General features: G+C 69.4%; 17 protein-coding genes. 15 read left to right on the top strand and 2 right to left on the bottom strand.

What is annotated here, in order from left to right; genetic code table 11:
• The first annotated feature begins 74 nt into the window (after positions 1-74).
• The 3 genes from H5J26_RS09725 (at position 75) to H5J26_RS09715 (ending at position 4,056) form a co-directional block, all read left to right on the top strand.
• Positions 75-653, top strand: a complete 579-nt coding sequence (locus H5J26_RS09725) for a TerD family protein (RefSeq protein WP_181765353.1) — start codon at positions 75-77, stop codon at positions 651-653.
• A gap of 52 nt (positions 654-705) precedes the next feature.
• Positions 706-2,766 carry a TerD family protein gene (locus tag H5J26_RS09720; RefSeq protein ID WP_181765352.1) on the top strand — a complete coding sequence of 687 codons (2,061 nt, stop codon included), beginning with the start codon at positions 706-708 and terminating at the stop codon, positions 2,764-2,766.
• 300 nt (positions 2,767-3,066) lie between these two features.
• On the top strand, positions 3,067-4,056 hold the full coding sequence (locus H5J26_RS09715; protein WP_181765351.1) for a TerC family protein: 990 nt from the start codon (positions 3,067-3,069) through the stop codon (positions 4,054-4,056).
• A 135-nt stretch (positions 4,057-4,191) separates the two neighbouring features.
• Here the strand turns inward: H5J26_RS09715 and H5J26_RS09710 are convergent, their stop codons facing one another.
• Positions 4,192-7,467 (bottom strand): phosphodiester glycosidase family protein, encoded by a 3,276-nt coding sequence (locus H5J26_RS09710; RefSeq protein WP_181765361.1) that lies wholly within the window; start codon positions 7,465-7,467, stop codon positions 4,192-4,194.
• A 482-nt stretch (positions 7,468-7,949) separates the two neighbouring features.
• A complete protein-coding gene (gene uvrA / locus H5J26_RS09705; RefSeq protein WP_419183774.1) occupies positions 7,950-10,883 on the bottom strand; it encodes an excinuclease ABC subunit UvrA in 2,934 nt (977 codons plus the stop codon).
• 430 nt (positions 10,884-11,313) lie between these two features.
• Between uvrA and H5J26_RS09700 the strand changes: the two genes are divergently transcribed.
• From H5J26_RS09700 to pgi, 12 genes are all read left to right on the top strand, one after another.
• Positions 11,314-12,042, top strand: coding sequence for a maleylpyruvate isomerase family mycothiol-dependent enzyme (locus H5J26_RS09700; RefSeq protein ID WP_181765349.1), 729 nt, complete (start codon positions 11,314-11,316; stop codon positions 12,040-12,042).
• A 146-nt stretch (positions 12,043-12,188) separates the two neighbouring features.
• Entirely contained in the window at positions 12,189-12,845 is a 657-nt protein-coding gene (locus H5J26_RS09695) for an MBL fold metallo-hydrolase (RefSeq protein ID WP_181765348.1), read from the top strand.
• A 55-nt stretch (positions 12,846-12,900) separates the two neighbouring features.
• Positions 12,901-14,946, top strand: coding sequence for an excinuclease ABC subunit UvrC (gene uvrC / locus H5J26_RS09690; protein WP_181765347.1), 2,046 nt, complete (start codon positions 12,901-12,903; stop codon positions 14,944-14,946).
• A 26-nt stretch (positions 14,947-14,972) separates the two neighbouring features.
• Positions 14,973-15,935: an RNase adapter RapZ gene (gene rapZ, locus H5J26_RS09685; protein WP_181765346.1), complete on the top strand. Its 963-nt coding sequence runs from the start codon at positions 14,973-14,975 to the stop codon at positions 15,933-15,935.
• A 17-nt stretch (positions 15,936-15,952) separates the two neighbouring features.
• A complete protein-coding gene (locus H5J26_RS09680; protein ID WP_181765345.1) occupies positions 15,953-17,005 on the top strand; it encodes a gluconeogenesis factor YvcK family protein in 1,053 nt (350 codons plus the stop codon).
• Complete coding sequence (gene whiA, locus H5J26_RS09675) at positions 16,996-17,973, top strand: DNA-binding protein WhiA (RefSeq protein WP_181765344.1); 978 nt, start codon at positions 16,996-16,998, stop codon at positions 17,971-17,973. Before H5J26_RS09680 ends, whiA begins: the two co-directional genes overlap by 10 nt.
• Before the next feature lie 156 nt (positions 17,974-18,129).
• Positions 18,130-19,134, top strand: a complete 1,005-nt coding sequence (gap, locus tag H5J26_RS09670; RefSeq protein WP_181765343.1) for a type I glyceraldehyde-3-phosphate dehydrogenase — start codon at positions 18,130-18,132, stop codon at positions 19,132-19,134.
• A gap of 154 nt (positions 19,135-19,288) precedes the next feature.
• Positions 19,289-20,503 carry a phosphoglycerate kinase gene (locus H5J26_RS09665; RefSeq protein WP_181765342.1) on the top strand — a complete coding sequence of 405 codons (1,215 nt, stop codon included), beginning with the start codon at positions 19,289-19,291 and terminating at the stop codon, positions 20,501-20,503.
• A gap of 118 nt (positions 20,504-20,621) precedes the next feature.
• Positions 20,622-21,398 carry a triose-phosphate isomerase gene (gene tpiA, locus H5J26_RS09660; RefSeq protein ID WP_181765341.1) on the top strand — a complete coding sequence of 259 codons (777 nt, stop codon included), beginning with the start codon at positions 20,622-20,624 and terminating at the stop codon, positions 21,396-21,398.
• A gap of 157 nt (positions 21,399-21,555) precedes the next feature.
• Positions 21,556-21,786, top strand: coding sequence for a preprotein translocase subunit SecG (gene secG, locus H5J26_RS09655; RefSeq protein ID WP_181765340.1), 231 nt, complete (start codon positions 21,556-21,558; stop codon positions 21,784-21,786).
• 235 nt (positions 21,787-22,021) lie between these two features.
• Positions 22,022-22,357, top strand: a complete 336-nt coding sequence (locus H5J26_RS09650; RefSeq protein ID WP_181765339.1) for an RNA polymerase-binding protein RbpA — start codon at positions 22,022-22,024, stop codon at positions 22,355-22,357.
• A 200-nt stretch (positions 22,358-22,557) separates the two neighbouring features.
• A complete protein-coding gene (gene pgi / locus H5J26_RS09645; RefSeq protein ID WP_181765338.1) occupies positions 22,558-24,207 on the top strand; it encodes a glucose-6-phosphate isomerase in 1,650 nt (549 codons plus the stop codon).
• The last annotated feature ends 37 nt before the right edge of the window (positions 24,208-24,244 follow it).

Below are 24,244 nucleotides of genomic sequence, written 5' to 3'. Positions count from 1 at the left end.
CATGCGTAGGCTGCGGAGCGTGACGGCCACCGGGAGTGAAACGGTGGCAGCGGCAAGTCGAGAGGGGTACGCACGTGTCGGTGAACTTGTCCAAGGGACAGGCGATCAGTCTGCAGAAGAGCGACGGGGGCACCCTGTCGGCAGTGCGGATGGGACTCGGCTGGAAGGCGGCCCCGCGCCGGGGGCTGTTCGGCAAGCGCAGCAGGGAGATCGACCTCGACGCCTCGGCTGTCCTCTTCGCCGACAAGCAGCCGGTCGACGTGGTCTTCTTCCGTCACCTGGTCAGCGACGACGGTTCCGTCAAGCACACCGGTGACAACCTGGTGGGCGGTGCCGGGCAGGGCGGCGACGACGAGGCCATCATGGTGGACCTCCAGCGCATCCCGGTCCACATCGACCAGATCGTCTTCACGGTCAACTCCTTCACCGGGCAGACCTTCGCAGAGGTGGAGAACGCCTTCTGCCGCCTGGTCGACGAGAGCAACGGCCAGGAGCTGGCGCGCTACACGCTCACCGGCGGCGGGGAGTACACCGCTCAGATCATGGCCAAGGTGCACCGGCAGGGCGACGGCTGGCAGATGACCGCCGTGGGCGCCCCGACCAACGGCCGTACCTTCCAGGACCTGATGCCCGCGATGGTGCCGCACCTCTGACCCGAGGGGCGGTCCAGGCACACGAGCACAGCAGGGCGACGAGGGGGCGAAGATGTCGGTCGAGCTGGTCCGGGGGCAGAACCACCCTCTGCCAGAGGCCCGTTTGGAGATCCGGGTGTCGGCGGCCAAGCCGGTCATCGCGGGGGCGACGCTCAACGACGAGCAGGGCCGCATGCGGGAGGCCGGGTGGATAGCTCACCCCGCCGATCCGCACCTTCCCGGTGTGGAGGTCTCCCGTCAGGCCGCGGCCGACCATCGCCTTGCGGTGGATCTCGATGCCCTGCCCGAAGAAGTGCACCGCGTCAATCTCCTGCTCGCACTGCCCACGGGCGTCGGGGGGCCCTCGACCTTCGGCGTTCTCGACGCCCCTTTCGTGGCCGTCACTCAGCTCGACGGCACCGAGATCGCGACCTACAAGGCGGCCGGCCTAGACGCCGAGTCGGCCGTCGTCGCCCTGGAGCTGTACCGCAGGCAGGGCGACTGGAAGGTCCGGGCGGTCGGTCAGGGGTATGCCGGAGGGCTGTCGGCGATGCTCGCGGACCAAGGGCTGCCTCGCGCCGAGGAGTTGGCCGCCACGATCAACGAGGCCGTCGCAGCGGGCATGGCCCGTTCGGTGGCGGCGCCTCCGCCGCGTACCGACGAGGACCGGGCCCGCCGCGAGGCCACGGTGGGAGGCACCCAGGGTGTCCTGGGAGCCGGGCTTCCCGGTGACGGTCCGCAAGGCCCGTCGGCCACGGCATCCGGCACCGTTCCCGACGTCGGCAGCCAGCCACCCGGCAGCCCGTCACCCGACGGCCCGTCACCTGGCAGCCAGCAGCCAACCGGGGGCCAGTCTCCGGCGCCCGCCGAGCCGTCGTCCGACGACGGCCGCATCAGCTATCAGCACCCCAAGCGCCGTGCGGCACAGAAGACTTCGGCCCCCGCAGCCGCGGCGGCTGGTGCGCAGGCAGCGCCGCCCGGCGGCGAGGCCGCACACGCACCGGTCGCCGGTGACGCCAACGGCTGGAGCATGGACGAGCGGCTCTACAACCAGATCTGGGACATGTTCGAGGACTTGGCCCGTACGGTCGCGGCGTACCGCTCCGCGGTCGACTTCGCCGAGTCGCGCATGGAAGCGGAGCTGGACAAGGTCCTCTCCGACCCGCGCACCCGAGTGGGTCCCGCCGCCGACGCTGCGCGCAGCGAGGCACGCTCTAAGCAGGCGCAGCTCGTCGAACGGGCCCGCGCGGCGCTCGACCGCGACCTGGGCCAGCTCATGGCCGAGGCGGACGTCGTCGAGCCCGCGCTGCCTCCGGCCTACGCGCGCTGGGACAACCCCGTCTGGCATGCCTACTCGGCGCCCATGGAGACGCCGATGGCGCTGCGGCTGGGCGAGTTGAGCCTTCCTGAGAGCGCCGGTCTGCGGATTCCGATGCTTGCGCGCCTGCCGCTGGAGCGGGGCCTGTGGATCGACTCCGGCAACAGCGGCGCCGGCGGTGCCTCCGTGGCGAGCTCCGACGAGCTGCGCCGTCTCGCCGCTGAGACGGCTACGGCGATCGCCGCCCGGCTTGCAGCGGTCTATCCTCCCGGCGACTTCACGCTCAACGTGATCGATCCGGCCGGTTCCGCCACGGCCGCTCTCGCGCCCCTGCTGGAGACCGGCGTGCTGCCGGAGCCGCCCGCCACCGGCGCCGCAGGCGTCGGCAAGCTGCTCGAAAAGCTCACGCAGCGCGTCGACTTGGTGCAGATGGCCGTCCGCAGCGGCGCCACCGACGCGTTGCCGCCGGACCTCGACACCGCCGAACAGCTCCTCCTCGTACACGACTTCCCGTACGGCTTCGACGACCGGGCCATCACTCAGCTGCGCTATCTCGCCGACGAGGGTCCGTCGGTCGGGGTCAACCTGCTGATGGTCGCCGACCGTGAGGACGCCCGCGAGTACGGGCCGTTGCTCAGCCCGCTGTGGCGTGCCCTGATGCGCATCACGCCCGTGCCCGACGACCATCTGGCCGATCCCTGGGTCGGGCACCACTGGACGTACGAGCCGCCACTGGTCCCCCGTGGAAGTCAGGTGCTCACTCAGGTCCTCCGTGAGGTGGCGCAGGCCCGCCGCACGTACAGGAACGAGGGCTGAGACGGGCTTTCGAAGTCCGGCCCGAGGGCTCGCCGCCCCGTCCGGGCGAGCGCGATCATGGCCGTGCCCGCGAACCTCCGACCAACTCGCTAGCCCTCCGACCAGGGATTCTTTACGTTCTCTTGGCTTTGCTTTACTCTTCTTTACGCGGAGGGGAGTATTCCCATCATTCGCGGCGTGCCCGTCAATACGGACCGGATGTGACCGGTCCCGGGCCGTCGGTCCGGTAGGCGTCCGTTCGGCGCGCCGGGCGGAAGAGACCTCCGGCCCCAGCGAACACGCGAGCCGGAGGATGCGTTCATGGATGTCTCCCTGACTGTCTGGGTGCTGACCGTTGTCGGTCTTTGCGCCCTCGTCGCCGTCGACTTCTTCATCGGCGGCCGCAAACCCCACGAGGTCTCCCTCAAGGAGGCCGGAGTGTGGACGACGGTGTGGATCGTCCTCGCCGCACTCTTCGGTGTCGGGCTGATGGTCTTCGGCGAAGGGCAGGCATCGGCTGAGTTCTTCGCGGGATTCGTCACGGAGAAGTCGCTCAGCGTCGACAACCTCTTCGTCTTCGTCCTGATCATGGCGAAGTTCGCCGTCCCGACGATCTACCAGCAACGGGTGCTGATGGTGGGCGTCCTGATCGCCCTCGCGCTGCGGGCCGTCTTCATCGCAGCCGGCGTCGCGATCATCTCGACCTTCTCCTGGATCTTCTTCATCTTCGGCGCCTTCCTCATCTGGACGGCATGGAAGCTGATCAAGGAAGCCCGCGAGGACAGCGAGGAGGAGTCCTACGAGGAGAACCGCTTCCTGAAGATGATCGAGAAGCGGGTGCCCTCCACCGACAAGTACCACGGCACCAAGCTCTTCATCGTCGAGAACGGCAAGCGGCTGATGACGCCGATGCTGATCGTGATGCTGGCCATCGGCACGACAGACGTGCTCTTCGCGCTCGACTCGATCCCGGCGATCTTCGGTCTGACCCAGGACCCCTACATCGTCTTCACCGCCAACGCGTTCGCGCTTATGGGCCTTCGGCAGCTGTACTTCCTCATCGGCGGTCTGCTCCGCAAGCTGGTGCACCTCTCCTACGGGCTGTCGATCATCCTCGGATTCATCGGCGTGAAGCTGGTGCTGCACGCGATGCACGAGTACGGAGTGCACGTGCCGGAGATCAGCATTCCGGTGTCTCTCGGTGTGATCTGCGCGGTCCTCGTCGTCACCACGATCACGAGCCTCTACGCCTCCCGAAAGGCGGACGCCGCAGAGAAGGGCCGGGGAGACAAGAAGGACGTCGACGTCTGAGGCACCGCACCCCGGTACAGGCGGGGGCTGCGAGCAAGTGCCGGTGCTGTCCGGGCCGTTGAAGGCCCGGACAGCACCGTCGGCTCACCTGTGAGGACCTACTTGCTCACCGAGCACATCGGTCCGCCAGGCGCATCATCGCGTGATCTTCACCTGCCGGTCCGAGCGCTCACCGTTGACCTCCACGGTGAGGGTGACCGTCCCTGGCCGCTGAGCGGTGAGTGCGCCGGAGCCCGGGTCGTAGGTCGCGGAGCAACTCTTCCCGCCATGCTGCGAAGGCCTCCCTTTCCCTCCGTCAACGATGCAGAGGTCGCCGGAGCCCGACCAGTCGGCACTGAGCGGCCAGCCGACCGGCACCTTCCGCGCCGACTCGCCCTCGCCTTGCGTCACTTCGGCCGACGCCCGAGCAGACTTGCCCACCTGGAGCTCCTCCGGAGCCTGCAGCGCGAGGCCGTCGACGTGAGCTCTGGTCTGGGCCGCGAACCACTCCTGTCCGTGCCGCGGAGAGCCCTGCTCCACGCCGAGCAGCGACCAACCGGTGAAGCCTCCCTCTCCGGGCGGCGCCGCCGGCGCCTTGCCCGAGTTGCCGTTGACCAGATACGGGACGCCGTCCACGCGTGAGGCGTCGAAGACACCCACGTGCGAGCCGATGAAGAGTGCCCCCTTGCCCGAGCGGGCACGGAATTCGCTCAGCCATCTCTCCAGCAGGTCGGCCTCCATCCTGTCCGTCAGCCGGCTGGCCTGCTGGCCCGTCGGGTCACGTGGCGGCACGTGCTGCACGACTGACACCGACGAGACGGACGGATCCTTGGCAGCCGCGTCCAACTGCTGCCGCAGGTCCTGCAGTTGTGCGTAGCCGCCGCCGCGGACGGTCAGGGACGAGGTGTCGAGGGTGATGAACCGGGTGCCTCTGTGGTCGAACGTGCGCTGCGCCGGGCCGAATTCGTCGACGAAGTTCGTGATGCTGCCACCCATCACCTCGTGGTTGCCGGGCACGTAGTACCAGTCGACGGCGTCACCCAGTTCCTCCTCCAGCACTTTGCGCGCGAAGCTCAGATCCTCCTTGGAGCCCTCGTCGACCAGGTCGCCGTTGATGAGCACGAAGTCCGGCTCCGCGGCACGTATTTCGCGAAGAGTCCGGCGGGCCTGCCGCACCACCGCACTGTCCGGATCGCGCGCCACGAACTGCGCGTCCGACATCACCGCGAAGCGCCAGTCGCGCCCGGCCACGTCCGCTGCCGTCGAGATCAGCGGATCGTGCACGGGGGCGGCAGCGGGCAGGTCGACGTCGGGCGGAGTGCGCGCCACCACCTCGTCCAGCACGACCTCGCCGGTGTACTGCTCGGCGGGCCGGGTCTCGGCGAGGTAGAAGCGGTGCAGCCGCAGCGGATAGGAGACGCCTTCCGGGACGTCGAACGTGATCTGCTGCCAGCCCTCCTCGTCGAGGAGGTCGCCGCGCAGCACCTGATCGGTCCCGCCGGCGTCCTTGAGATGGAGCGAGGGCCACGCACCCTTGCCGTCGCTCTTGATCCACATGGTGAAGCTCTGCGGCTGACCCGCGACGGGCACCTCCCGGGGCGGGGTGGCGTAGGCGGCGCGTGTGGCCGTCGACTGGCTGAAGTCGTAGGTCAGCTTCAGCGCCGTACCCTCGTGCCCTTCCGGCTCCGAGGCGAGGGAGCCCTCCGCGCGTGCTGCGCTGAACTTCCAGTCCGCGGCGTCCTCGAAGGCGGCCACCTTCTGGTCGTTCAGCCCCACGGTGACGGCGAGTTGAGTGGTCCTGCCCTTGACCGTGACCGTGACGATGCCGGACGCCGACTCCTCACCCGGGCGGGCCTTGACCTTGAAGCCGCCCTGTGCGGCGTCCGGTTCGACGACGAAGAGCGAACTGTCGTAGTCCAGGGCCGCGTCCGCCGGATCGACGGGTGCACTGGTGCCCTGCGCGTCGAAGCCGATGAGGCCGAAGGAACCTTCGGCGTCGCCGTCGGCGAGGCCGACGCGCTCCCGGGTGGGCCGGATGCGGTCGAGTTCGCCGATGACCGACAGCTTCGTGGAGCCGTGGGCATGCCCCTGACGTGCGGTGACGTCCGTGGAGCCCGCGTGGTGCGCGTGGAAGACACCGGCGCCGTCGACCCGTCCGACGCCGGGGCGTGCGGCGGACCACTGCGGACTGCCCTCGGCGGGGCCGTACGTCTCGTCGTGGCCCGCGGCGGTCAACTTCCTTGTCAGGCCCGGGAAGACGCGGTCGGGGTGTCCTCCGGGCATGTTGTCGGCGGTGGGTGCGGATACGGGGTCCGCGGCCGTCTCCACCCAGAAGCCCTTCAGGTCGCCGCTGCCCTTCGGGGCCGTCAGCGCCAGCCCGTTGGGCACTTCGCGCTCCACTCCGTCGGAGGGCGCGCTCTCCACCTGCGGGCTGCGGGCGCCCGGCTCGCGGGCCAGCAGGGTCGACGATCCGCCGCCGTCCAGGTTGATCGCGTTGTACGCCCCCAAGTCCTCCATCATCAGGGCGAGTTCGGTGAGAGTGACGCCTCCGGATGCCGCCTGCCTGCCGTCCACGGTCAGCACGTGCATCGTCGAGCCGTCCTTGGAGAAGCCCACCGCGGTACGCGGTGCCGTCGCGTTGTTCGGTCTGCCTTCCCAGTCCTGCGGCTTTCCGTCCACGACGAGCAGGCCGCGGCCGCCCACAGCGGTCCGCGGTACGGGGCCGCCGTCGTCCGTACGCACGTGGTACTCGAGCGAGACGCGGTCGCCCTTCTCCAGCGAGCCGAGCCGCTTCGCACCGGCGTCGCGGCCGATGAGAACGGTGGTGCCCTCGGCGATCGGTCCGTCGCCGGGCTCCTCGGCGACCGAGGTGACACGGCCACGCCGCAACGTGACCTCGGCGGACTCGGGGTCGCTGTCGGTGGTCAGTGCCCGATCCGCCTCGCCCCACTGGGAGTTGTAGGCCCCGATGCCGTTCTCCGGCACGTTGGCGGCGTTGTACGCGTTCAGCGTCTCCGTGCCGTCGGGGAGGGTGAGGGTCCCGTCGAAGTACAGGTCGAGGATGCGGCCCGCCGCCTTCGGGCCGATGCCGAGAGACTCGCTGTTGCCGGCGGCGGGGGAGTGCGTGACGCGCCCGTCGCGTACTCCGGGGCCGAGCGGCGCGCCCGTCTCGTTGATGTCGAAGAAGTCCGCGTTCAGCGCGGCGACGGTTCGCCGGCCCTTGCCCGGATCGTATGCCTTGACCTGCTCGGTCACCGTTCTGCGGGTGGAGACCTCGCCGGAGGAGAGGTAGTCGGCACGTGTGCCGCCCGTGCCGCCGCCCAGCTCGACGCTGAGGGCGTCCGCCCGCAGCCACTTGTCGGACTCCAGACGCTGGAACGAGGTCAGCCGGGCGCCGGGCGCGACCGGACGGCTCGTGCGGGACAGCTCCATGCCGTCGCCGTCCGGAATCCCCTCGCCGCCGGCGAAGGCTGCGGGCTTGCTGTTGAGGGTGATCGAGGAGTGGTGGACGGGGCTCGTGGGGGTGGGGGGAGTCGGTGCCTGACAGAGCGTCAGGGCAGAGAAAACGGCCACTGCCGGAAGCAGTGGCCGTGCGAGGACCCTACGGCGTGAGTGAACTCGTATCACAGCATCCCCTACAAACACGGGTGTTTCATGCGCTATCTGCGCACACCGTGGCGAAGGGTCCCAGCGGCAGGCGGACTGCACCAGATGTCCGGAGGAAAGTCGATGAATAAACATGTCCGTCAACTCCCGTGCTGTGCGACGGAGTTGGCGGGACGCACCCCGGCGGGACCGAGACGCCGGTGCCCGCCCGCTGTGCCGAGGTGCCGGAGCACGCGACGGGCGCCGCACTGCCTGTGCGGCGCCCGTCTGTCTGCTCTGTGTCTGTGGTTGCGGCTGCCCGCGCTCGGCTACTTCGCCGCGCTTTTCGGCTTCGCCGCCCGCTTGCGCGCCCCGGACGCTCCGGGCCTGCGCGGCGCCGACGGCGGCGCGTCGCTCACCCGGTCGCCCAGCACGTCCCGGAGGAACTTCCCCGTGTGGCTGGCGGGGATCGCCGCGACCTGCTCCGGTGACCCCTCGGCGACGATCAGACCGCCGGCGTAGCCGCCCTCCGGGCCCATGTCGACGACCCAGTCGGCGGTCTTGATCACATCGAGGTTGTGCTCGATGACGATCACCGTGTTGCCCTTCTCGACCAGGCCGTCGAGCACCGAGATCAGCTTGCGGATGTCCTCGAAGTGCAGCCCGGTGGTGGGCTCGTCCAGCACGTAGACCGTGCGGCCCGTGGAGCGCTTCTGCAGCTCGCTCGCCAGCTTCACGCGCTGCGCCTCACCGCCGGAGAGAGTCGGGGCGGGCTGCCCGAGCCGCACGTAACCCAGGCCGACGTCGTTCAGCGTCCGCAGGTGCCGGGCGATCCCGGGGACCGCCTCGAAGAAGTCCATCGCCTGCTCGATGGGCATGTCGAGCACCTCGGAGATGCTCTTGCCCTTGTAGTGGACCTCCAGGGTCTCCCGGTTGTAGCGGGCACCGTGGCAGACCTCACACGGCACGAAGACGTCCGGCAGGAAGTTCATCTCGATCTTGATGGTGCCGTCGCCCGAGCAGTTCTCGCACCGGCCGCCCTTGACGTTGAAGGAGAAGCGCCCCGGCAGGTACCCGCGGACCTTCGCCTCCGTCGTCTCGGCGAACAGCCTGCGCACATGGTCGAAGACACCTGTGTACGTCGCCGGGTTGGAGCGCGGCGTCCGGCCGATCGGCGACTGGTCGACGTGCACGACCTTGTCCACCAGGTCGTCGCCGTCCACCCGCGTGTGCCGCCCGGGCACCGACTTGGCGTTGTTCAACTCCCGCGCGAGGTGCGTGTAGAGGATGTCGTTGACGAGGGTGGACTTGCCCGAGCCGGACACGCCCGTCACCGCTGTGAGCACGCCGAGCGGGAAGGAGACGTCGATGTCGCGGAGGTTGTTCTCGCGGGCGCCCCGCACGGTCAGCTGCCGATCGGGGTCGGCCGGCCTGCGCATCTGGGGGAGCGGGATGCTCTTCCTGCCGGCCAGGTAGTCCCCGGTGACCGACTCGGCGTTCTCCAGCAGCTCCTTCATGGGGCCGCTGTGCACGACCTTGCCGCCGTGCTCACCCGCCCCCGGGCCGATGTCCACGACCCAGTCGGACGCCTTGATGGTGTCCTCGTCGTGCTCGACGACGATCAGCGTGTTGCCCAGGTCGCGGAGGCGGACCAGGGTCTCGATCAGGCGGTGGTTGTCGCGCTGGTGCAGCCCGATGGAGGGCTCGTCCAGCACGTACAGCACACCCACCAGACCCGAACCGATCTGGGTCGCCAGCCGGATGCGCTGAGCCTCGCCGCCCGAGAGCGTCCCCGCCGCACGGTTGAGCGAGAGATAGTCGAGGCCGACGTCGACCAGGAAGCGCAGCCGCTCGTTGACCTCCTTGAGGACACGCTCGGCGATGGTCTTGTCCCTGTCGCTGAGCGTCATCTCCCGCAGGAAGTCGGCGCATTCGCTGATCGACATCGCCGAGATCTCGGCGATCGACTTCCCCTGCATGGTCACCGCGAGCACGATCGGCTTCAGCCGTGTGCCGTCACAGGTGGGGCAGGGCACCTCGCGCATGTAGCCCTCGAAGCGCTCCCGGCTGCTGTCGGTCTCCGCCTCCTGGTGCCTGCGCTTGACGAAGGGCACGACGCCCTCGAAGGCGGTGGTGTACGCGCGCTCACGCCCGTACCGGTTGCGGTAGCGCACCTCGATCTGCGTCTTGTGCCCGTACAGCAGCGCCTTCTTGGCGCGCTGCGGCAGCCCGGCCCAGGGGATGTCCGTACGGAAGCCGAGCGCGTCGGCGAGCGCGTCGATCAGACGGCCGAAGTAGTCCCGGGTGTGCCCGTGCGACCAGGGGTGCAGCGCACCCTCGTCGAGCGACTTGTCCTCGTCCGGGACGATCAGCTCCGGATCGACCTCCATGCGGGTGCCGATGCCGGTGCAGTCCGGACAGGCGCCGAAGGGGGAGTTGAAGGAGAAGGTGCGCGGCTCCAGCTCCTCGAAGGACAGGTCGTCGTACGGGCAGTAGAGGTGCTCGGAGAACATCCGCTCGCGCTGCGGGTCGTCCTCGTCCAGATCGACGAAGTCCAGGATCACCATGCCGCCGGCCAGCCCGAGAGCCGTCTCGACGGAGTCCGTGAGCCTCCGCTTCGCGCTGTCCTTGACGGTGAGGCGGTCGACGACCACCTCGATCGTGTGCTTCTCCTGCTTCTTCAGCTTCGGCGGCTCGGAGAGCTGGACTGTCTGGCCGTCGACGCGTGCCCTGCTGTAGCCCTTGGTCTGCAACTCGTTGAACAGGTCGACGAATTCGCCCTTGCGCTCGCGCACCAGGGGTGACAGCACCTGGAAGCGGCTGCCCGGCTCCAGGCCCAGCACCCTGTCGACGATCGCCTGCGGCGACTGCCGGGCGATGGGCCGCCCGCACTCGGGGCAGTGCGGCTTGCCGATGCGGGCGAAGAGCAGCCGCAGGTAGTCGTAGACCTCGGTGATGGTGCCGACTGTCGAACGCGGGTTGCGGGAGGTCGACTTCTGGTCGATGGAGACCGCGGGGGAGAGGCCCTCGATGAAGTCGACGTCGGGCTTGTCCATCTGGCCGAGGAACTGCCGGGCGTAGGCGGACAGCGACTCCACGTAGCGGCGCTGGCCCTCCGCGAAGATGGTGTCGAAGGCTAGCGACGACTTGCCCGACCCCGAGAGGCCGGTGAAGACGATCAGCGAGTCGCGCGGAAGATCGATCGAGATGTTCCGGAGATTGTGCTCGCGAGCGCCACGGACGAGAAGACGGTCAGAGGCCACGCCGGTTGGCACCTTTCATGTGAGAAGCAGGGTGCCCCGACTGCGCAGGAGCCCCCCGGACCAAGACTAGAGGCGGCGCCGTCCGAGTGTGTCCCGGATCGGCCCGGTGCCGCCCTCCGAGCCTATAGCACGTGCATTCGATTTATGACCCTCGGGGCTGGTGCTGTCGGAGTCGACTAACGAACAGCACTTCTCACCCCGAAGTTGTTCCGTCCGGGCTCTGCGGCCCGTCGGCGGGGGTGGTCCTCGCCGCACAGCTCCCCGCAGAGAGAGCCGCATACCAGGGCCGCAGCGGGAGGTGATCCGTGACTCACGCCACGTGAACGGAGCCCTCGGCGGTTCCCTTCCGCAGCCCCCGCGTCGGGCCGTCGAACTCCGCCGCCGTGACGAGGTCTTGGCCGCCGCGGACAGCCGGGCTAGCTTGAGGATCATGACGCAGCCCGCGAACCCCGCACCCGCGCCCGATCCCGTGGCCGACGCCGCCGCCCTCAAAGACGCCACCGACCGTCTTCTCGCTGCCGTCGCACAGCTGGACGACGCCACCGCGTCCAAGCCCTCGCTGCTGCCGGGCTGGACCCGGGGGCATGTGCTCGCCCACCTCGCGCGCAACGCCGACGCCCTGCTCAATGCGCTCGCCGGCCGTCCCATGTACGTCAGCAGCGAGGCCCGTGACGGCGACATCGAGCGTGACGCCCCGCGCACGGTCGCCGAACACCTCGCGGACGTGCGGGACACCGCCACCCGGCTCGACGGCGCCTTCGCCGCCCGGAGCCAGGCCGACTGGGAGCGCACCGTCGAACTCCGCAACGGTGTGACCGACCTCGCGCGCGCCATCCCCTTCCGGCGCTGGATCGAGGTGGAGCTCCACCACGTCGATCTCGGCATCGGCTACGGGCTGGACGATCTCCCCGGGGAGTTCGTCGAGCGCGAGCTGGCGAACATGGCGCGGCGCTTCTCCGGCCATCCCGGCGTTCCTGACTCCATCGAACTCCGTACGGAGGACGGCGGCAGCTGGCACACGGGCGCCCCCGAATCCGTCGGCAGCAGCACACTCGTCATCGCGGGAAACCCGACGGCCCTGGTCGGCTGGCTGACCGGCCGCAGCACGGGCAGCGGCCTCTCCGCAAGTGAGCCGCTCCCCGCCCTGCCGTCGCTGTAGACGCGCCGCCGGGGCTGCCGGACAGGTCCCCCGGCAGCCGCGAACGTCCGTCCGACGAGGGCGGATCCGCCTCCGGGTGCCGCTGCGGTACGGGCCAGGCGGGACGGCCTGGCCCGTACCCGCCGGGCAGGGCCTAGGGTGTCGCCATGGCTTACACCGGAGAGGTGCAGGTCGGGGGACCTGCGGACGTACACGAGCTGACCGACCTGATCATCTCCAAGGTCGCTGTCGGCCCCATGAACAACAACGCCTACCTGCTGCGATGCCGGAAGACCGGCAAGCAGCTGCTGATCGATGCGGCCAACGAGCCGGAGACCCTGCTGGAGCTGATCGGCGCCGACGGCATCGAGTCCGTCGTCACGACCCACCAGCACGGCGACCACTGGCAGGCCCTGGCACCCGTCGTCGAGGCGACGCGTGCGCGCACCGAGGCGGGCCGCTTCGACGCCGAGGGCATCCCCGTGCCCACGGACGTACTGGTGGATGACGGCGGCACCGTGCGGGTCGGCGAGATCGAGCTGACAGCCCGGCACCTCGTCGGGCACACGCCGGGCTCGATCGCCCTCGTCTACGACGACCCGCACGGGCATCCGCATCTCTTCACCGGGGACTGCCTCTTCCCGGGCGGCGTCGGTAACACCCATGACGACCCTGAGGCGTTCGCGAGTCTGCTCCAGGACGTCGAGAAGAAGCTGTTCGCCCAACTCCCGGACGAGACATGGGTCTACCCCGGCCACGGAGGCGACACGACCCTGGGCGCCGAGCGGCCTCACCTCCAGGAGTGGCGCGAGCGCGGCTGGTGACCTGACGAGGCGGTAGCTGAGGGTGATGTCGGTCCCCGGACGTAGGGTGTCCGTCATGGCCGACCCCTCCAGCTACCGCCCCGAACCGGGCGAGATCCCCGACTCCCCGGGGGTCTACCGGTTCCGTGACGAGCACCGCCGGGTGATCTACGTCGGCAAGGCCAAGAGTCTCCGTCAGCGGCTCGCGAACTACTTCCAGGACTTGTCCGGCCTGCACGTGCGCACCCGCACCATGGTCACCACGGCGGCCTCCGTCGAGTGGACGGTGGTCTCCACCGAGGTCGAAGCGCTGCAGCTCGAGTACTCCTGGATCAAGGAGTTCGATCCCCGGTTCAACGTCAAGTACCGCGATGACAAGAGCTACCCGTCCCTCGCGGTCACGCTCAACGAGGAGTATCCCCGCGTCCAGGTCATGCGCGGTCCGAAGAAGAAGGGCGTGCGCTATTTCGGCCCGTACGCCCACGCCTGGGCCATCCGCGAGACCGTCGACCTGATGCTGCGCGCCTTCCCCGTGCGCACCTGCTCCGCCGGCGTCTTCAAACGCTCCGCCCAGATCGGCCGCCCCTGCCTGCTGGGTTACATCGGCAAGTGCTCGGCGCCGTGCGTCGGCCGCGTCACCGCAGAGGAGCACCGCGAACTCGCCGAGGAGTTCTGCGACTTCGTCGCCGGGCACACCGGCTCCTACCTCCGCCGGCTCGAGCGGGAGATGAACGAGGCCGCCGAGGACATGGAGTACGAGAAGGCGGCGCGCCTGCGCGACGACATGGACGCCTTGAAGCGTGCGATGGAGAAGAACGCCGTCGTGCTCACCGACGGCACCGACGCCGACCTGATCGCCCTCGCCGAGGACGAACTGGAAGCGGCGGTCCAGATCTTCCATGTGCGTGGCGGCCGTGTGCGGGGCCAGCGCGGCTGGGTCACCGACAAGGTCGAGGAGATCGGCACCCCCGAGCTGGTCGAGCACGCGCTCCAGCAGCTCTACGGCGAGGAGCGCGGCGACTCCGTGCCCAAGGAGGTCCTGGTCCCCGCCCTGCCCGAGCCCTCCCCGGGCACGGAGGACGGGGACGCCCAGCCCGTCGCCCAGTGGCTCAGCGAGCGCCGCGGGAGCGCGGTCAGCCTGCGCGTGCCCCAGCGCGGGGACAAGCGCGCCCTCATGGAGACGGTCCGGCGCAACGCCCAGCAGGCGCTCGTCCTGCACAAGACCAAGCGCGCCTCCGACCTGACGACCCGCTCGCGCGCCCTGGAGGAGATCGCCGAGGCGCTCGAACTCGATTCCGCCCCGCTGCGCATCGAGTGCTTCGACATCTCCCACTTCCAGGGCGACGACGTGGTCGCGTCCATGGTCGTCTTCGAGGACGGCCTTGCCCGGAAGAGCGAGTACCGCCGCTTCCAGATCAAGACGGTCGAAGGCCAGGACGACGTGCGCTCCATGCACGAGGTCATCAGCCGCCGCTTCCGCCGGTACCTCCAGGAGAAGCGCCGCACCGGCGAGTGGGGGAGCGCCGACCCGGAGACGGCGGACGGCGAGGGCCCCGAGCCCGCCGAAGAGCCGGAGGACGGCACGAACGGCGGCCCGGGCTCCCGCGACGAGGACGGCCGGCCCAAGAAGTTCGCCTACCCTCCGCAGCTCATCGTCGTCGACGGAGGCAAGCCGCAGGTGGCTGCCGCCCGCAGCGCGATGGACGAGCTCGGCATCGACGACGTCGCCGTCTGCGGTCTGGCCAAGCGCCTCGAAGAGGTCTGGCTGCCGGAGGAGGCGGACCCGGTCGTCCTGCCCCGTACGAGCGAGGGCCTGTATCTGCTCCAGCGCGTCCGCGACGAGGCACACCGTTTCGCGATCAGATATCAGCGCAGCAAGCGTTCGAAGGCACTGAAGGCGAGTCCCCTCGACGCCGTTCCCGGCCTCGGTGCCTCGCGCAAACAGGCCTTGATCAAGCACTTCGGCTCTCTCAAGCGCCTCCGGGCGGCGACGATCGAGGAGATCTGCGAAGTCCCCGGTGTCGGCCGCAAGACGGCGGAGACCGTCGCCGCCGCTCTCGTCACGAAGTCTTCCGCGCGGACGGTGAACACCGCGACCGGTGAGATCGTTGAAGAAGAGTGAGCCGCGACGACCGGGGGGCCGATGACATGAGCAAGGAACAGGCAGCACAGCACAGAGACGCCGCACAGGCGGAGCAGGGAGACGGAGCGCAGTTGGGTACGGGCACCACCGCGGAGGCCGAGGAGGCGGTGATCCCCGAACTGGTGATCATCTCCGGGATGTCCGGCGCGGGCCGCAGCACGGCCGCCAAGTGTCTCGAGGACCTCGGCTGGTTCGTGGTCGACAACCTGCCGCCCGCCCTGATCCCCACGATGGTCGACCTCGGAGCCCGCTCGCAGGGCAACGTCGCCCGTATCGCCGTGGTGGTCGACGTCCGAGGCAGGCGCTTCTTCGACAACCTCAAGGAGTCGCTGGCGGACCTCGCCGATCGGCGGGTCAAGCGCCGCATCGTCTATCTCGAGGCCAGCGACGAGGCACTGGTGCGCCGGTTCGAGTCGGTGCGCCGCCCGCACCCGCTCCAGGGCGACGGCCGCATCGTCGACGGCATCGACGCCGAGCGTGACCTCCTGAGAGAGCTGCGCGGCGACGCCGACCTCGTCATCGACACCTCCGGTCTGAACGTGCACGAGCTGCGCGCCAAGCTCGACGCGCAGTTCGCGGGCGACGAAGAGCCCGAACTACGCGCCACGGTGATGTCTTTCGGGTACAAGTACGGGCTTCCGGTTGACGCCGATCTCGTCGCCGACTGCCGCTTCCTGCCCAACCCGCACTGGGTCCCGGAGCTGCGCCCGTTCAACGGCACGACCGAAGAGGTCTCGAACTACGTCTTCAACCAGCCCGGCGCCAAGGAGTTCCTCGACCGCTACGCCGAGCTGCTCCAGCTCATCGCCGCGGGGTACCGCCGCGAGGGCAAGCGGTACGTCACCATCGCAGTCGGCTGTACGGGCGGGAAGCACCGCAGTGTCGCGGTGTCGGAGAAGCTGGCCCGCAGGCTCTCGGGCGCCGGCGTCGAGACCGTCGTGGTCCACCGCGACATGGGACGTGAATGAGGACGTGAGAAGAGCGAATGCCTCGTAGGACCATCCGGCTGCGGCGTCTGGTCACCACGCGTGCCGGCCAGCGCGGCACACAGCCGAAGGTGGTGGCGCTCGGCGGCGGCGCGGGGCTGTCCGCCTCGCTCACGGCGCTGCGCCGCATCACCGGAGACCTCACCGCAGTGGTCACCGTCGCCGACGACGGCGGCTCCAGCGGCCGGCTGCGCGACGAGCTGGGGGTGCTGCCCCCCGGAGACCTGCGCAAGGCCCTCGCGGCGCTGTGCGGCGACGACGACTGGGGCCGGACATGGGCCGAGGTCGTCCAGCACAGGTTCGTCAGCCGCGGCGATCTCCACGGACACGCCGTGGGCAATCTGCTGATCGTCGCCCTTTGGGAGCAGCTCGGCGATCACGTCCAGGCACTCGACCTGGTGGGCAAGCTGCTCGGGGCACACGGGAGGGTGCTGCCGATGTCGGCCGTGCCTCTGGAGCTGCAGGCGCTCGTACGGGGCCACGACCCCGAGCGTCCAGAGGAGCTGTCGACGGTCCGCGGGCAGGCCACGGTGGCGCTGACCAGGGGCGAGGTCCAGCAGGTCCACCTCGTTCCGCACGACCCGCCGGCCGTCACGGAGGCGGTCAAGGCGGTGCTCGACGCGGACTGGGTGGTGCTCGGGCCCGGCTCGTGGTTCTCGTCCGTGATCCCCCATCTGCTGGTGCCCGATCTGCTGGATGCGCTGACGGTCACCAAGGCCCGCAGGGTGCTTTCACTCAACCTCGCACCCCAGCCCGGAGAAACTGAGGGCTTCTCCCCGCAGCGTCATTTGGAGGTTTTGGCCCGACACGCCCCTAAACTCGCCTTCGACGTGGTGCTGGCCGACGAGGACGCCGTCCCCGATCAGGATTCCCTGCACAGGGCCGCCGAGCGGCTGGGAGCGACGGCTCAGCTGTCGCCGGTCGCGGCGGCCGGAGGTGCCTTTCCGGGCGAAGGTCCGGGCGGGAGTGCCGCCAGGCACGATCCGGAGCTGCTGGCCGCCGCGTATGACCGTATTTTTCGTATGCACGGAAGGATCGGCCCATGGCGATGACGGCTGCGGTGAAGGACGAGATCTCCCGACTCCCCGTCACCCGGACCTGCTGCCGGAAATCCGAGGTCTCGTCGATCCTGCGCTTCGCGGGCGGCCTGCACCTGGTGAGCGGGCGGATCGTGATCGAGGCGGAGCTCGACACGGGCATTGCGGCCCGGCGGCTGCGCAAGGACATTCTGGAGATCTTCGGGCACGCGTCCGACTTGGTGGTGATGGCGCCCGGCGGGCTGCGACGCGGCAGTCGGTACGTCGTACGGGTCGTCGCCGGCGGTGATCAGCTCGCGCGTCAGACGGGGCTGGTCGACAGCCGGGGCCGCCCCATCCGCGGCCTGCCTCCACAGGTGGTCTCGGGGGCGACCTGTGATGCGGAGGCCGCCTGGCGTGGCGCGTTCCTCGCGCACGGATCGCTGACCGAGCCGGGGCGCAGCTCCTCCCTGGAGGTCACCTGCCCGGGGCCGGAGGCGGCTCTGGCGCTGGTGGGCGCCGCGCGGCGGCTGCAGATCGCGGCGAAGGCCCGCGAGGTCAGGGGCGTCGACAGAGTCGTCGTCCGGGACGGTGACGCGATCGGCGCGCTGTTGACGCGTCTGGGTGCTCACGAATCGGTCCTGGCGTGGGAGGAGCGGCGGATGCGCCGCGAGGTCCGTGCCACCGCCAACCGCCTCGCCAACTTCGACGACGCCAATCTGCGCCGCTCGGCGCGTGCGGCGGTCGCCGCGGGTGCGCGGGTGCAGCGGGCGCTGGAGATCCTCGCCGACGAGGTGCCCGAGCACCTCGCCGCAGCCGGCCGTCTGAGGATGGATCACAAGCAGGCGTCGCTGGAGGAGTTGGGCGCACTCGCCGACCCGCCGCTGACGAAGGACGCGGTCGCCGGCCGTATCCGCAGACTGCTGGCGATGGCCGACAAGCGGGCGCAGGATCTCGGCATTCCGGGCACGGAGACCAGCCTCACCGAAGAGATGGTCGGCTGACCGGCCCGCTCCGTACACGCGCTTTCCCGGCCCGTCGCCCCCAGGTGGCCGATGTCACCGTAACGAGTGGAGCGCGGTAGGGTCGGAAGCGGTCGGGGACATCCCATACAGCTTTTGCCGGTGTCCGTACCGGCGTACCAACGAGGAGATCGGTTCGTGACGATCCGCGTAGGCATCAACGGCTTCGGCCGCATCGGGCGCAACTACTTCCGGGCGCTGCTCGAGCAGGGCGCGGACATCGAGATCGTCGGTGTCAACGACCTGACCGACAACGCGACCCTGGTGCACCTGCTGAAGTACGACACCATCCTGGGCCGCCTCAAGCAGGAGGTCAGCCACACCGACGACACGATCACGGTGGGCAACCAGACCTTCAAGACGATGGCGGAGCGTGACCCGGCCCAGCTGCCCTGGGGCGAGCTCGGCGCCGACGTCGTCGTGGAGTCCACCGGCATCTTCACCAAGCGGGACGACGCGGCCAAGCACCTGGCCGCCGGTGCGAAGAAGGTCCTCATCTCGGCTCCGGCCAAGGAGGAGGACATCACCATCGTCATGGGCGTCAACGAGGACGCGTACGACACCGGGAAGCACCACGTCATCTCCAACGCCTCCTGCACGACCAACTGTGTCGCGCCGATGGCGAAGGTCATCGACGAGAACTTCGGCCTGGTCAAGGGCATGATGACGACCGTCCACGCCTACACCAACGACCAGCGCATCCTGGACTTCCCGCACAAGGACCTGCGCCGCGCCCGCGCCGCCGCCGAGAACATCATTCCGACCTCGACCGGCGCCGCCAAGGCCACCGCTCTCGTCCTGCCGCAGCTCAAGGGCAAGCTGGACGGCATCGCCATGCGCGTCCCCGTCCCGACGGGCTCCGTCACCGACCTCGTCCTCGAGCTGGACCGCGAGGTGAGCAAGGACGAGATCAACGCGGCGTTCCAGAAGGCCGCCGAGGGTCAGCTCAAGGGCATCCTGGAGTACACCGAGGACCCGATCGTCTCCTCGGACATCGTCAACTGGCCCGCATCCTGCACCTTCGACTCGTCGTTGACGATGGTCCAGGGCAAGCAGGCCAAGATCGTCGGCTGGTACGACAACGAGTGGGGCTACTCCAACCGGCTCGTCGACCTGACGACCTTCGTAGGCGACAAGCTCTGACCGCTGCCTCACAGGCGCAGCGCCGGCACATGGCACACCGTGGCAGGGCTCGCGGGGCGCGGACGCGTCCGGCGAGCCCTGATCCATGAGTGATCCGTGAAGGAACCCCGTGAGGGTCCGCTCAGGGCCTTACGTCCAAGGAGTCAAGCAAGTAATGAAGACGCTCGACGAACTCATCGACGAGGGCGTGGCCGGCAAGCGGGTCTTCGTCCGCGCCGATCTGAACGTCCCGCTCGACGGGGATCGCATCACCGACGACGGCCGTATCCGCGCCGCCGTCCCCACCGTCCGCAAGCTGGCCGACGCGGGTGCCCGCGTCGTCGTCGCCTCGCACCTGGGCCGCCCCAAGGGGGCGCCCGACCCGCAGTTCTCTCTGGCGCCGGTCGCGAAGCGGCTCGGTGAGCTCCTCGGAAAGGACGTCGCCTTCGCGTCCGACACCGTCGGGCAGGACGCCGCGTCCAAGGTCGCCGGGAGCGCCGACGGAGACGTCGCGCTGCTGGAGAACCTCCGCTTCAACGCAGGGGAGACCAGCAAGGACGACGCCGAGCGCGGCACCTTCGCCGACGAACTCGCTCAGTTGGCCGATCTGTACGTCGGTGACGGATTCGGCGCCGTGCACCGCAAGCACGCGTCGGTGTACGACCTTCCCGCGCGTCTCCCGCACGCCGCGGGCGGTCTGATCGCCACCGAGGTCGGTGTGCTGAAGAAGCTCACCGAGGACGTCAAGCGTCCGTACGCGGTCGTACTCGGCGGTGCGAAGGTCTCCGACAAGCTGGGGGTCATCGAGCACCTGCTCGAGAAGGCCGACCGCATCCTGATCGGCGGCGGAATGGCCTACACCTTCCTGAAGGCACAGGGCCACGAGATCGGCACGTCGCTGCTGCAGGAGGACCAGATCCCCGCGGTGAAGGGCTATCTGGAGCGGGCCGAGAAGCTGGGCGTGGAGTTCGTGCTGCCCGTCGACGTGCTGGTGGCGGAGAGCTTTCCGGACCTGAAGACCAAGTCGCCGGCCGCGCCCATCTCCGTCACCGCTGACGCGATCCCGCCGGGTCTCATGGGGCTGGACATCGGCCCGGACAGCCGCAGGCTCTACGCCTCGAAGCTCGCCGACCCCGCCACCGTCTTCTGGAACGGCCCCATGGGCGTCTTCGAGCACCCCGACTACGCGGAGGGGACCAGGGCCGTCGCGCAGGGGCTGCTGGACAGCGAGTCCTTCACCGTCGTCGGCGGTGGTGACAGCGCCGCCGCCGTCCGGCTGCTCGGCTTCGACGAGAACGCCTTCGGCCACATCTCGACCGGCGGCGGCGCCAGCCTCGAATACCTCGAAGGAAAGACGCTGCCGGGCCTCGCGGCCCTCGATGCCTCGTGACCGGCGTACTCGCGGCCGTGAGGCCCCTTCCGGCGACGACGTACGCAGCCGTGCGCCGTACCGGCGACCTTGACATCAGCCGCTGCCGCGGCGGAGCGAACAACGGAGGAAGTTCGACGTGACGACCCGCACCCCGCTGATGGCGGGCAACTGGAAGATGAACCTCAACCACCTCGAGGCCATCGCCCATGTCCAGAAGCTCGCCTTCGCCCTGACGGACAAGGATCTCGCGGCCGTCGAGGTCGCGGTCCTGCCGCCCTTCACGGACCTGCGCTCCGTCCAGACCCTGATCGACGGCGACAAGCTGAAGATCAAGTACGGGGCGCAGGACGTCTCGGCGCACGCCTCCGGCGCGTACACCGGCGAGGTCTCCGCCCCGATGCTGGCGAAGCTGCACTGCAGCTATGTCACCGTGGGCCACTCGGAGCGCCGCCAGTACCACTGCGAGGACGAGGTCCTGGTCAATGCCAAGGTGAAGGCGGCCTTCCAGCACGACCTGACGCCGATCCTCTGCGTCGGCGAGGAGCTCGCCGTGCGCGAGGAGGGCAACCACGTCGCGCACACCCTCGCCCAGGTCGACGGCGGTCTGAAGGACCTGCCCGCAGAGCAGGCCGCGACGATCGTGATCGCGTACGAGCCGGTGTGGGCCATCGGCACGGGCAAGACCTGCGGGGCGGAGGACGCCCAGGAGGTCTGCGGTGCCATCCGCGCCCGCCTCGCCGAGCTGTACAGCCAGGAAGTGGCCGACGCGGTCCGCATCCAGTACGGCGGCTCGGTCAAGTCCGGCAACGTCGCGCAGATCATGGCGCAGCCCGACATCGACGGTGCTCTCGTGGGCGGTGCCGCGCTGGACGCCGAGGAGTTCGTCAAGATCGTGCGATTCCGCGACCAGTGACCCCCGGGGGCGCACTGCCGCACGGTGTTGCCGGCCCCGAGCAGGCGCATGACGGCGGGCCACCACCCGTCGTACCCTGTCGGGGGCCGGGCCTGCGCCCGGCCTCCGACACATTCAGTCTTCCGTACAGTCCGAGAGAGTTGGTCCAGCCGTGATCATGGGGTTCTCTATCGCCCTCCTCGTCTTCAGCGGCCTGATGGTGCTGCTGGTTCTGATGCACAAGGGGAAGGGCGGCGGCCTCTCCGACATGTTCGGCGGAGGCATGCAGTCGTCCGTCGGCGGCTCGTCCGTCGCCGAGCGCAACCTCGACCGGCTCACAGTGGTGATCGGGCTGATCTGGTTCGCCATCATCGTCGTGCTCGGGTTGCTCATGAAGTTCCAGACCTGACCGCGGCGAACGGCGGGTGACCTGGCCCCCGCTTCACCACGGCGCCGGGAGGCGGCACCTCCGGCCTTGCAAGAGCTGCCGCAAGTCGCCGAACCCGGCCTATCATGAGGCTCGCGTCCGGAGCCGACGCAGTAACTCCGGTCACTGGACGCGCGTTGGGCCCTACGTACACTGGGGCGCCGCAGCGGGGCTTCTCATCGATCTCCGCGGCACCGTGAGGCAGGGAGTTACGACCGTGGCAAGTGGCAACGCGATCCGGGGAAGCCGGGTCGGAGCGGGGCCGATGGGGGAGGCTGAGCGGGGCGAGTCCGCGCCTCGCCTTCGCATCTCCTTCTGGTGTTCGAACGGACACGAGACGCAGCCCAGCTTCGCCAGCGACGCGCAGGTTCCGGACATCTGGGACTGCCCGCGCTGTGGCTTCCCGGCCGGTACGGACGAGGAGAACCCGCCGGACCCGCCGCGTACGGAGCCGTACAAGACCCATCTCGCCTACGTACGCGAGCGTCGCAGCGACGAGGACGGCGAGGCGATCCTGGCCGAGGCGCTGGCCAAGCTCCGAGGCGAGATCTAGAGGCCCCGAGAAGCCTCCGGCGACACCGACCGGTCGCCCCCCGCCGTCACGGCTGTGGGGGGCACCGCCGTCGCCGACGTCTCTTCACCGCGGCCCGGCCGCCACCGCTCAGGCGGTGCGCGCGGCCGGGCCGCCGGTCATCTAGGTTGGTGCGCGGCGGGGTTCGCACCAGAAGACCTAGAGAACGGTGAAGATCGCAGATGAACGCAGCAGGCCGCACCCGGCTCGATCAGCTGCCCGAATGGCACGCGCTGGCCAAGCACCGCGAGGAGTTCGGCGAGACACACCTGCGCGGTCTCTTCGCCGACGACGAGCGGCGCGCCGAGCGGTACGGACTTCAGGTGGGGGACCTGCACCTGGACTTCTCCAAGCACCTGGTCACCGACGACACGCTGCGGCTGCTGGGCGAGTTGGCCGCCGCGACGGGGGTGGCCCAGTTGCGGGACGCCATGTTCAGCGGTGAGCGCATCAACATCACGGAGGACCGCCCCGTCCTGCACACCGCGCTGCGCACGCCGGTCTCCGCGGCAGTGACGACCGACGGCGAGAACGTCGTACCCAAGGTGCACGCGGTGCTCGGCAGGATGGCCCTCTTCTCCACCAAGGTGCGGGACGGTCACTGGACGGGGCACACCGGCAAGCGGATCAAGACGGTCGTGAACATCGGGATCGGCGGTTCCGACCTCGGCCCGAAGATGGCGTACGAGGCGCTGCGCCCGTACACGCGCCGGGACATGGACTTCCGCTTCGTCTCCAACGTCGACGGTTCCGATCTGCACGAGGCCGTCCGTGACCTCGACCCGGCCGAGACGCTGTTCGTCGTCGCCTCGAAGACCTTCACCACCATCGAGACCATCACCAACGCGACTGCCGCGCGCACATGGCTGGTGGACGGACTGGGCGGCGCCCAGGAGGCGGTGGCCAAGCACTTCGTGGCGGTCTCGACGAACGCCGAGAAGGTCTCCGAGTTCGGCATCGACACGGACAACATGTTCGAGTTCTGGGACTGGGTCGGCGGCCGTTACTCGTACGACTCGGCCATCGGGCTCAGCCTCATGATCGCCATCGGCCCCGACAACTTCAACGAGATGCTGGCGGGCTTCCACCTCGTCGACGAGCACTTCCACGAAGCACCCGCCGAGCTCAACGCCCCCATGATCATGGGTCTGTTGGGCGTCTGGTACGGCAACTTCTTCGACGCGCAGTCGCACGCCGTGCTGCCCTACAGCCACTACTTCTCCCAGTTCACCGCCTACCTGCAGCAGTTGGACATGGAGTCCGACGGCAAGTCCACCGACCGTGAGGGACGCCCCGTCAACTGGCAGACGGGGCCCGTCGTCTGGGGCACACCCGGCACCAACGGTCAGCACGCCTACTACCAACTGCTGCACCAGGGCACCAGGATGATCCCCGCCGACCTCATCGGCTTCGCCCGCCCTGCTCCCGGCCTGGGCGAACTGGCCGGACAGCACGACCTGTTGATGGCGAACCTCTTCGCACAGGGCCAGGCACTCGCCTTCGGCAAGACCGCCGAGGAGGTACGGGCGGAAGGTGTCCCCGAAGCCCAGGTGCCGCACCGCACCTTCCCCGGCAACCGCCCCTCGACCACGATCCTCGCCTCGGAGCTGTCCCCGTCCGTGCTGGGCCAACTCGTCGCGCTGTACGAGCACAAGGTCTTCGTGCAGGGCGCGGTGTGGAACATCAACAGCTTCGACCAGTGGGGCGTGGAGCTGGGCAAGGTCCTCGCCAAGCGGCTCGAACCCGCCCTGACGGACGGTGCGGACGTCGAAGGTCTCGACGCATCGACGAAGTCCCTGGTCAGTCGCTACCGGAAGCTGCGCGGCCGCTGAGGTCCCGCGGCAGCCGGGCTGCCGCCGCGTCGTCCAT

This window comes from Streptomyces albidus (ex Kaewkla and Franco 2022), assembly GCF_013870515.1.
Taxonomy (GTDB): Bacteria; Actinomycetota; Actinomycetes; order Streptomycetales; family Streptomycetaceae; genus Streptomyces; species Streptomyces albidus.
This window is presented reverse-complemented; position numbering and strand designations above follow the sequence as displayed.

Coding starts and splice junctions, on each gene's coding strand:
- H5J26_RS09720 (WP_181765352.1), top strand. CDS start 706: ATGTCGGTCGAGCTGGTCCGGGGGCAGAACCACCCTCTGCCAGAGGCC.
- H5J26_RS09715 (WP_181765351.1), top strand. CDS start 3,067: ATGGATGTCTCCCTGACTGTCTGGGTGCTGACCGTTGTCGGTCTTTGC.
- H5J26_RS09710 (WP_181765361.1), bottom strand. CDS start 7,467: ATGGAGCTGTCCCGCACGAGCCGTCCGGTCGCGCCCGGCGCCCGGCTG.
- H5J26_RS09700 (WP_181765349.1), top strand. CDS start 11,314: ATGACGCAGCCCGCGAACCCCGCACCCGCGCCCGATCCCGTGGCCGAC.
- H5J26_RS09695 (WP_181765348.1), top strand. CDS start 12,189: ATGGCTTACACCGGAGAGGTGCAGGTCGGGGGACCTGCGGACGTACAC.
- uvrC (WP_181765347.1), top strand. CDS start 12,901: ATGGCCGACCCCTCCAGCTACCGCCCCGAACCGGGCGAGATCCCCGAC.
- rapZ (WP_181765346.1), top strand. CDS start 14,973: ATGAGCAAGGAACAGGCAGCACAGCACAGAGACGCCGCACAGGCGGAG.
- H5J26_RS09680 (WP_181765345.1), top strand. CDS start 15,953: ATGCCTCGTAGGACCATCCGGCTGCGGCGTCTGGTCACCACGCGTGCC.
- whiA (WP_181765344.1), top strand. CDS start 16,996: ATGGCGATGACGGCTGCGGTGAAGGACGAGATCTCCCGACTCCCCGTC.
- H5J26_RS09665 (WP_181765342.1), top strand. CDS start 19,289: ATGAAGACGCTCGACGAACTCATCGACGAGGGCGTGGCCGGCAAGCGG.
- secG (WP_181765340.1), top strand. CDS start 21,556: ATGGGGTTCTCTATCGCCCTCCTCGTCTTCAGCGGCCTGATGGTGCTG.
- pgi (WP_181765338.1), top strand. CDS start 22,558: ATGAACGCAGCAGGCCGCACCCGGCTCGATCAGCTGCCCGAATGGCAC.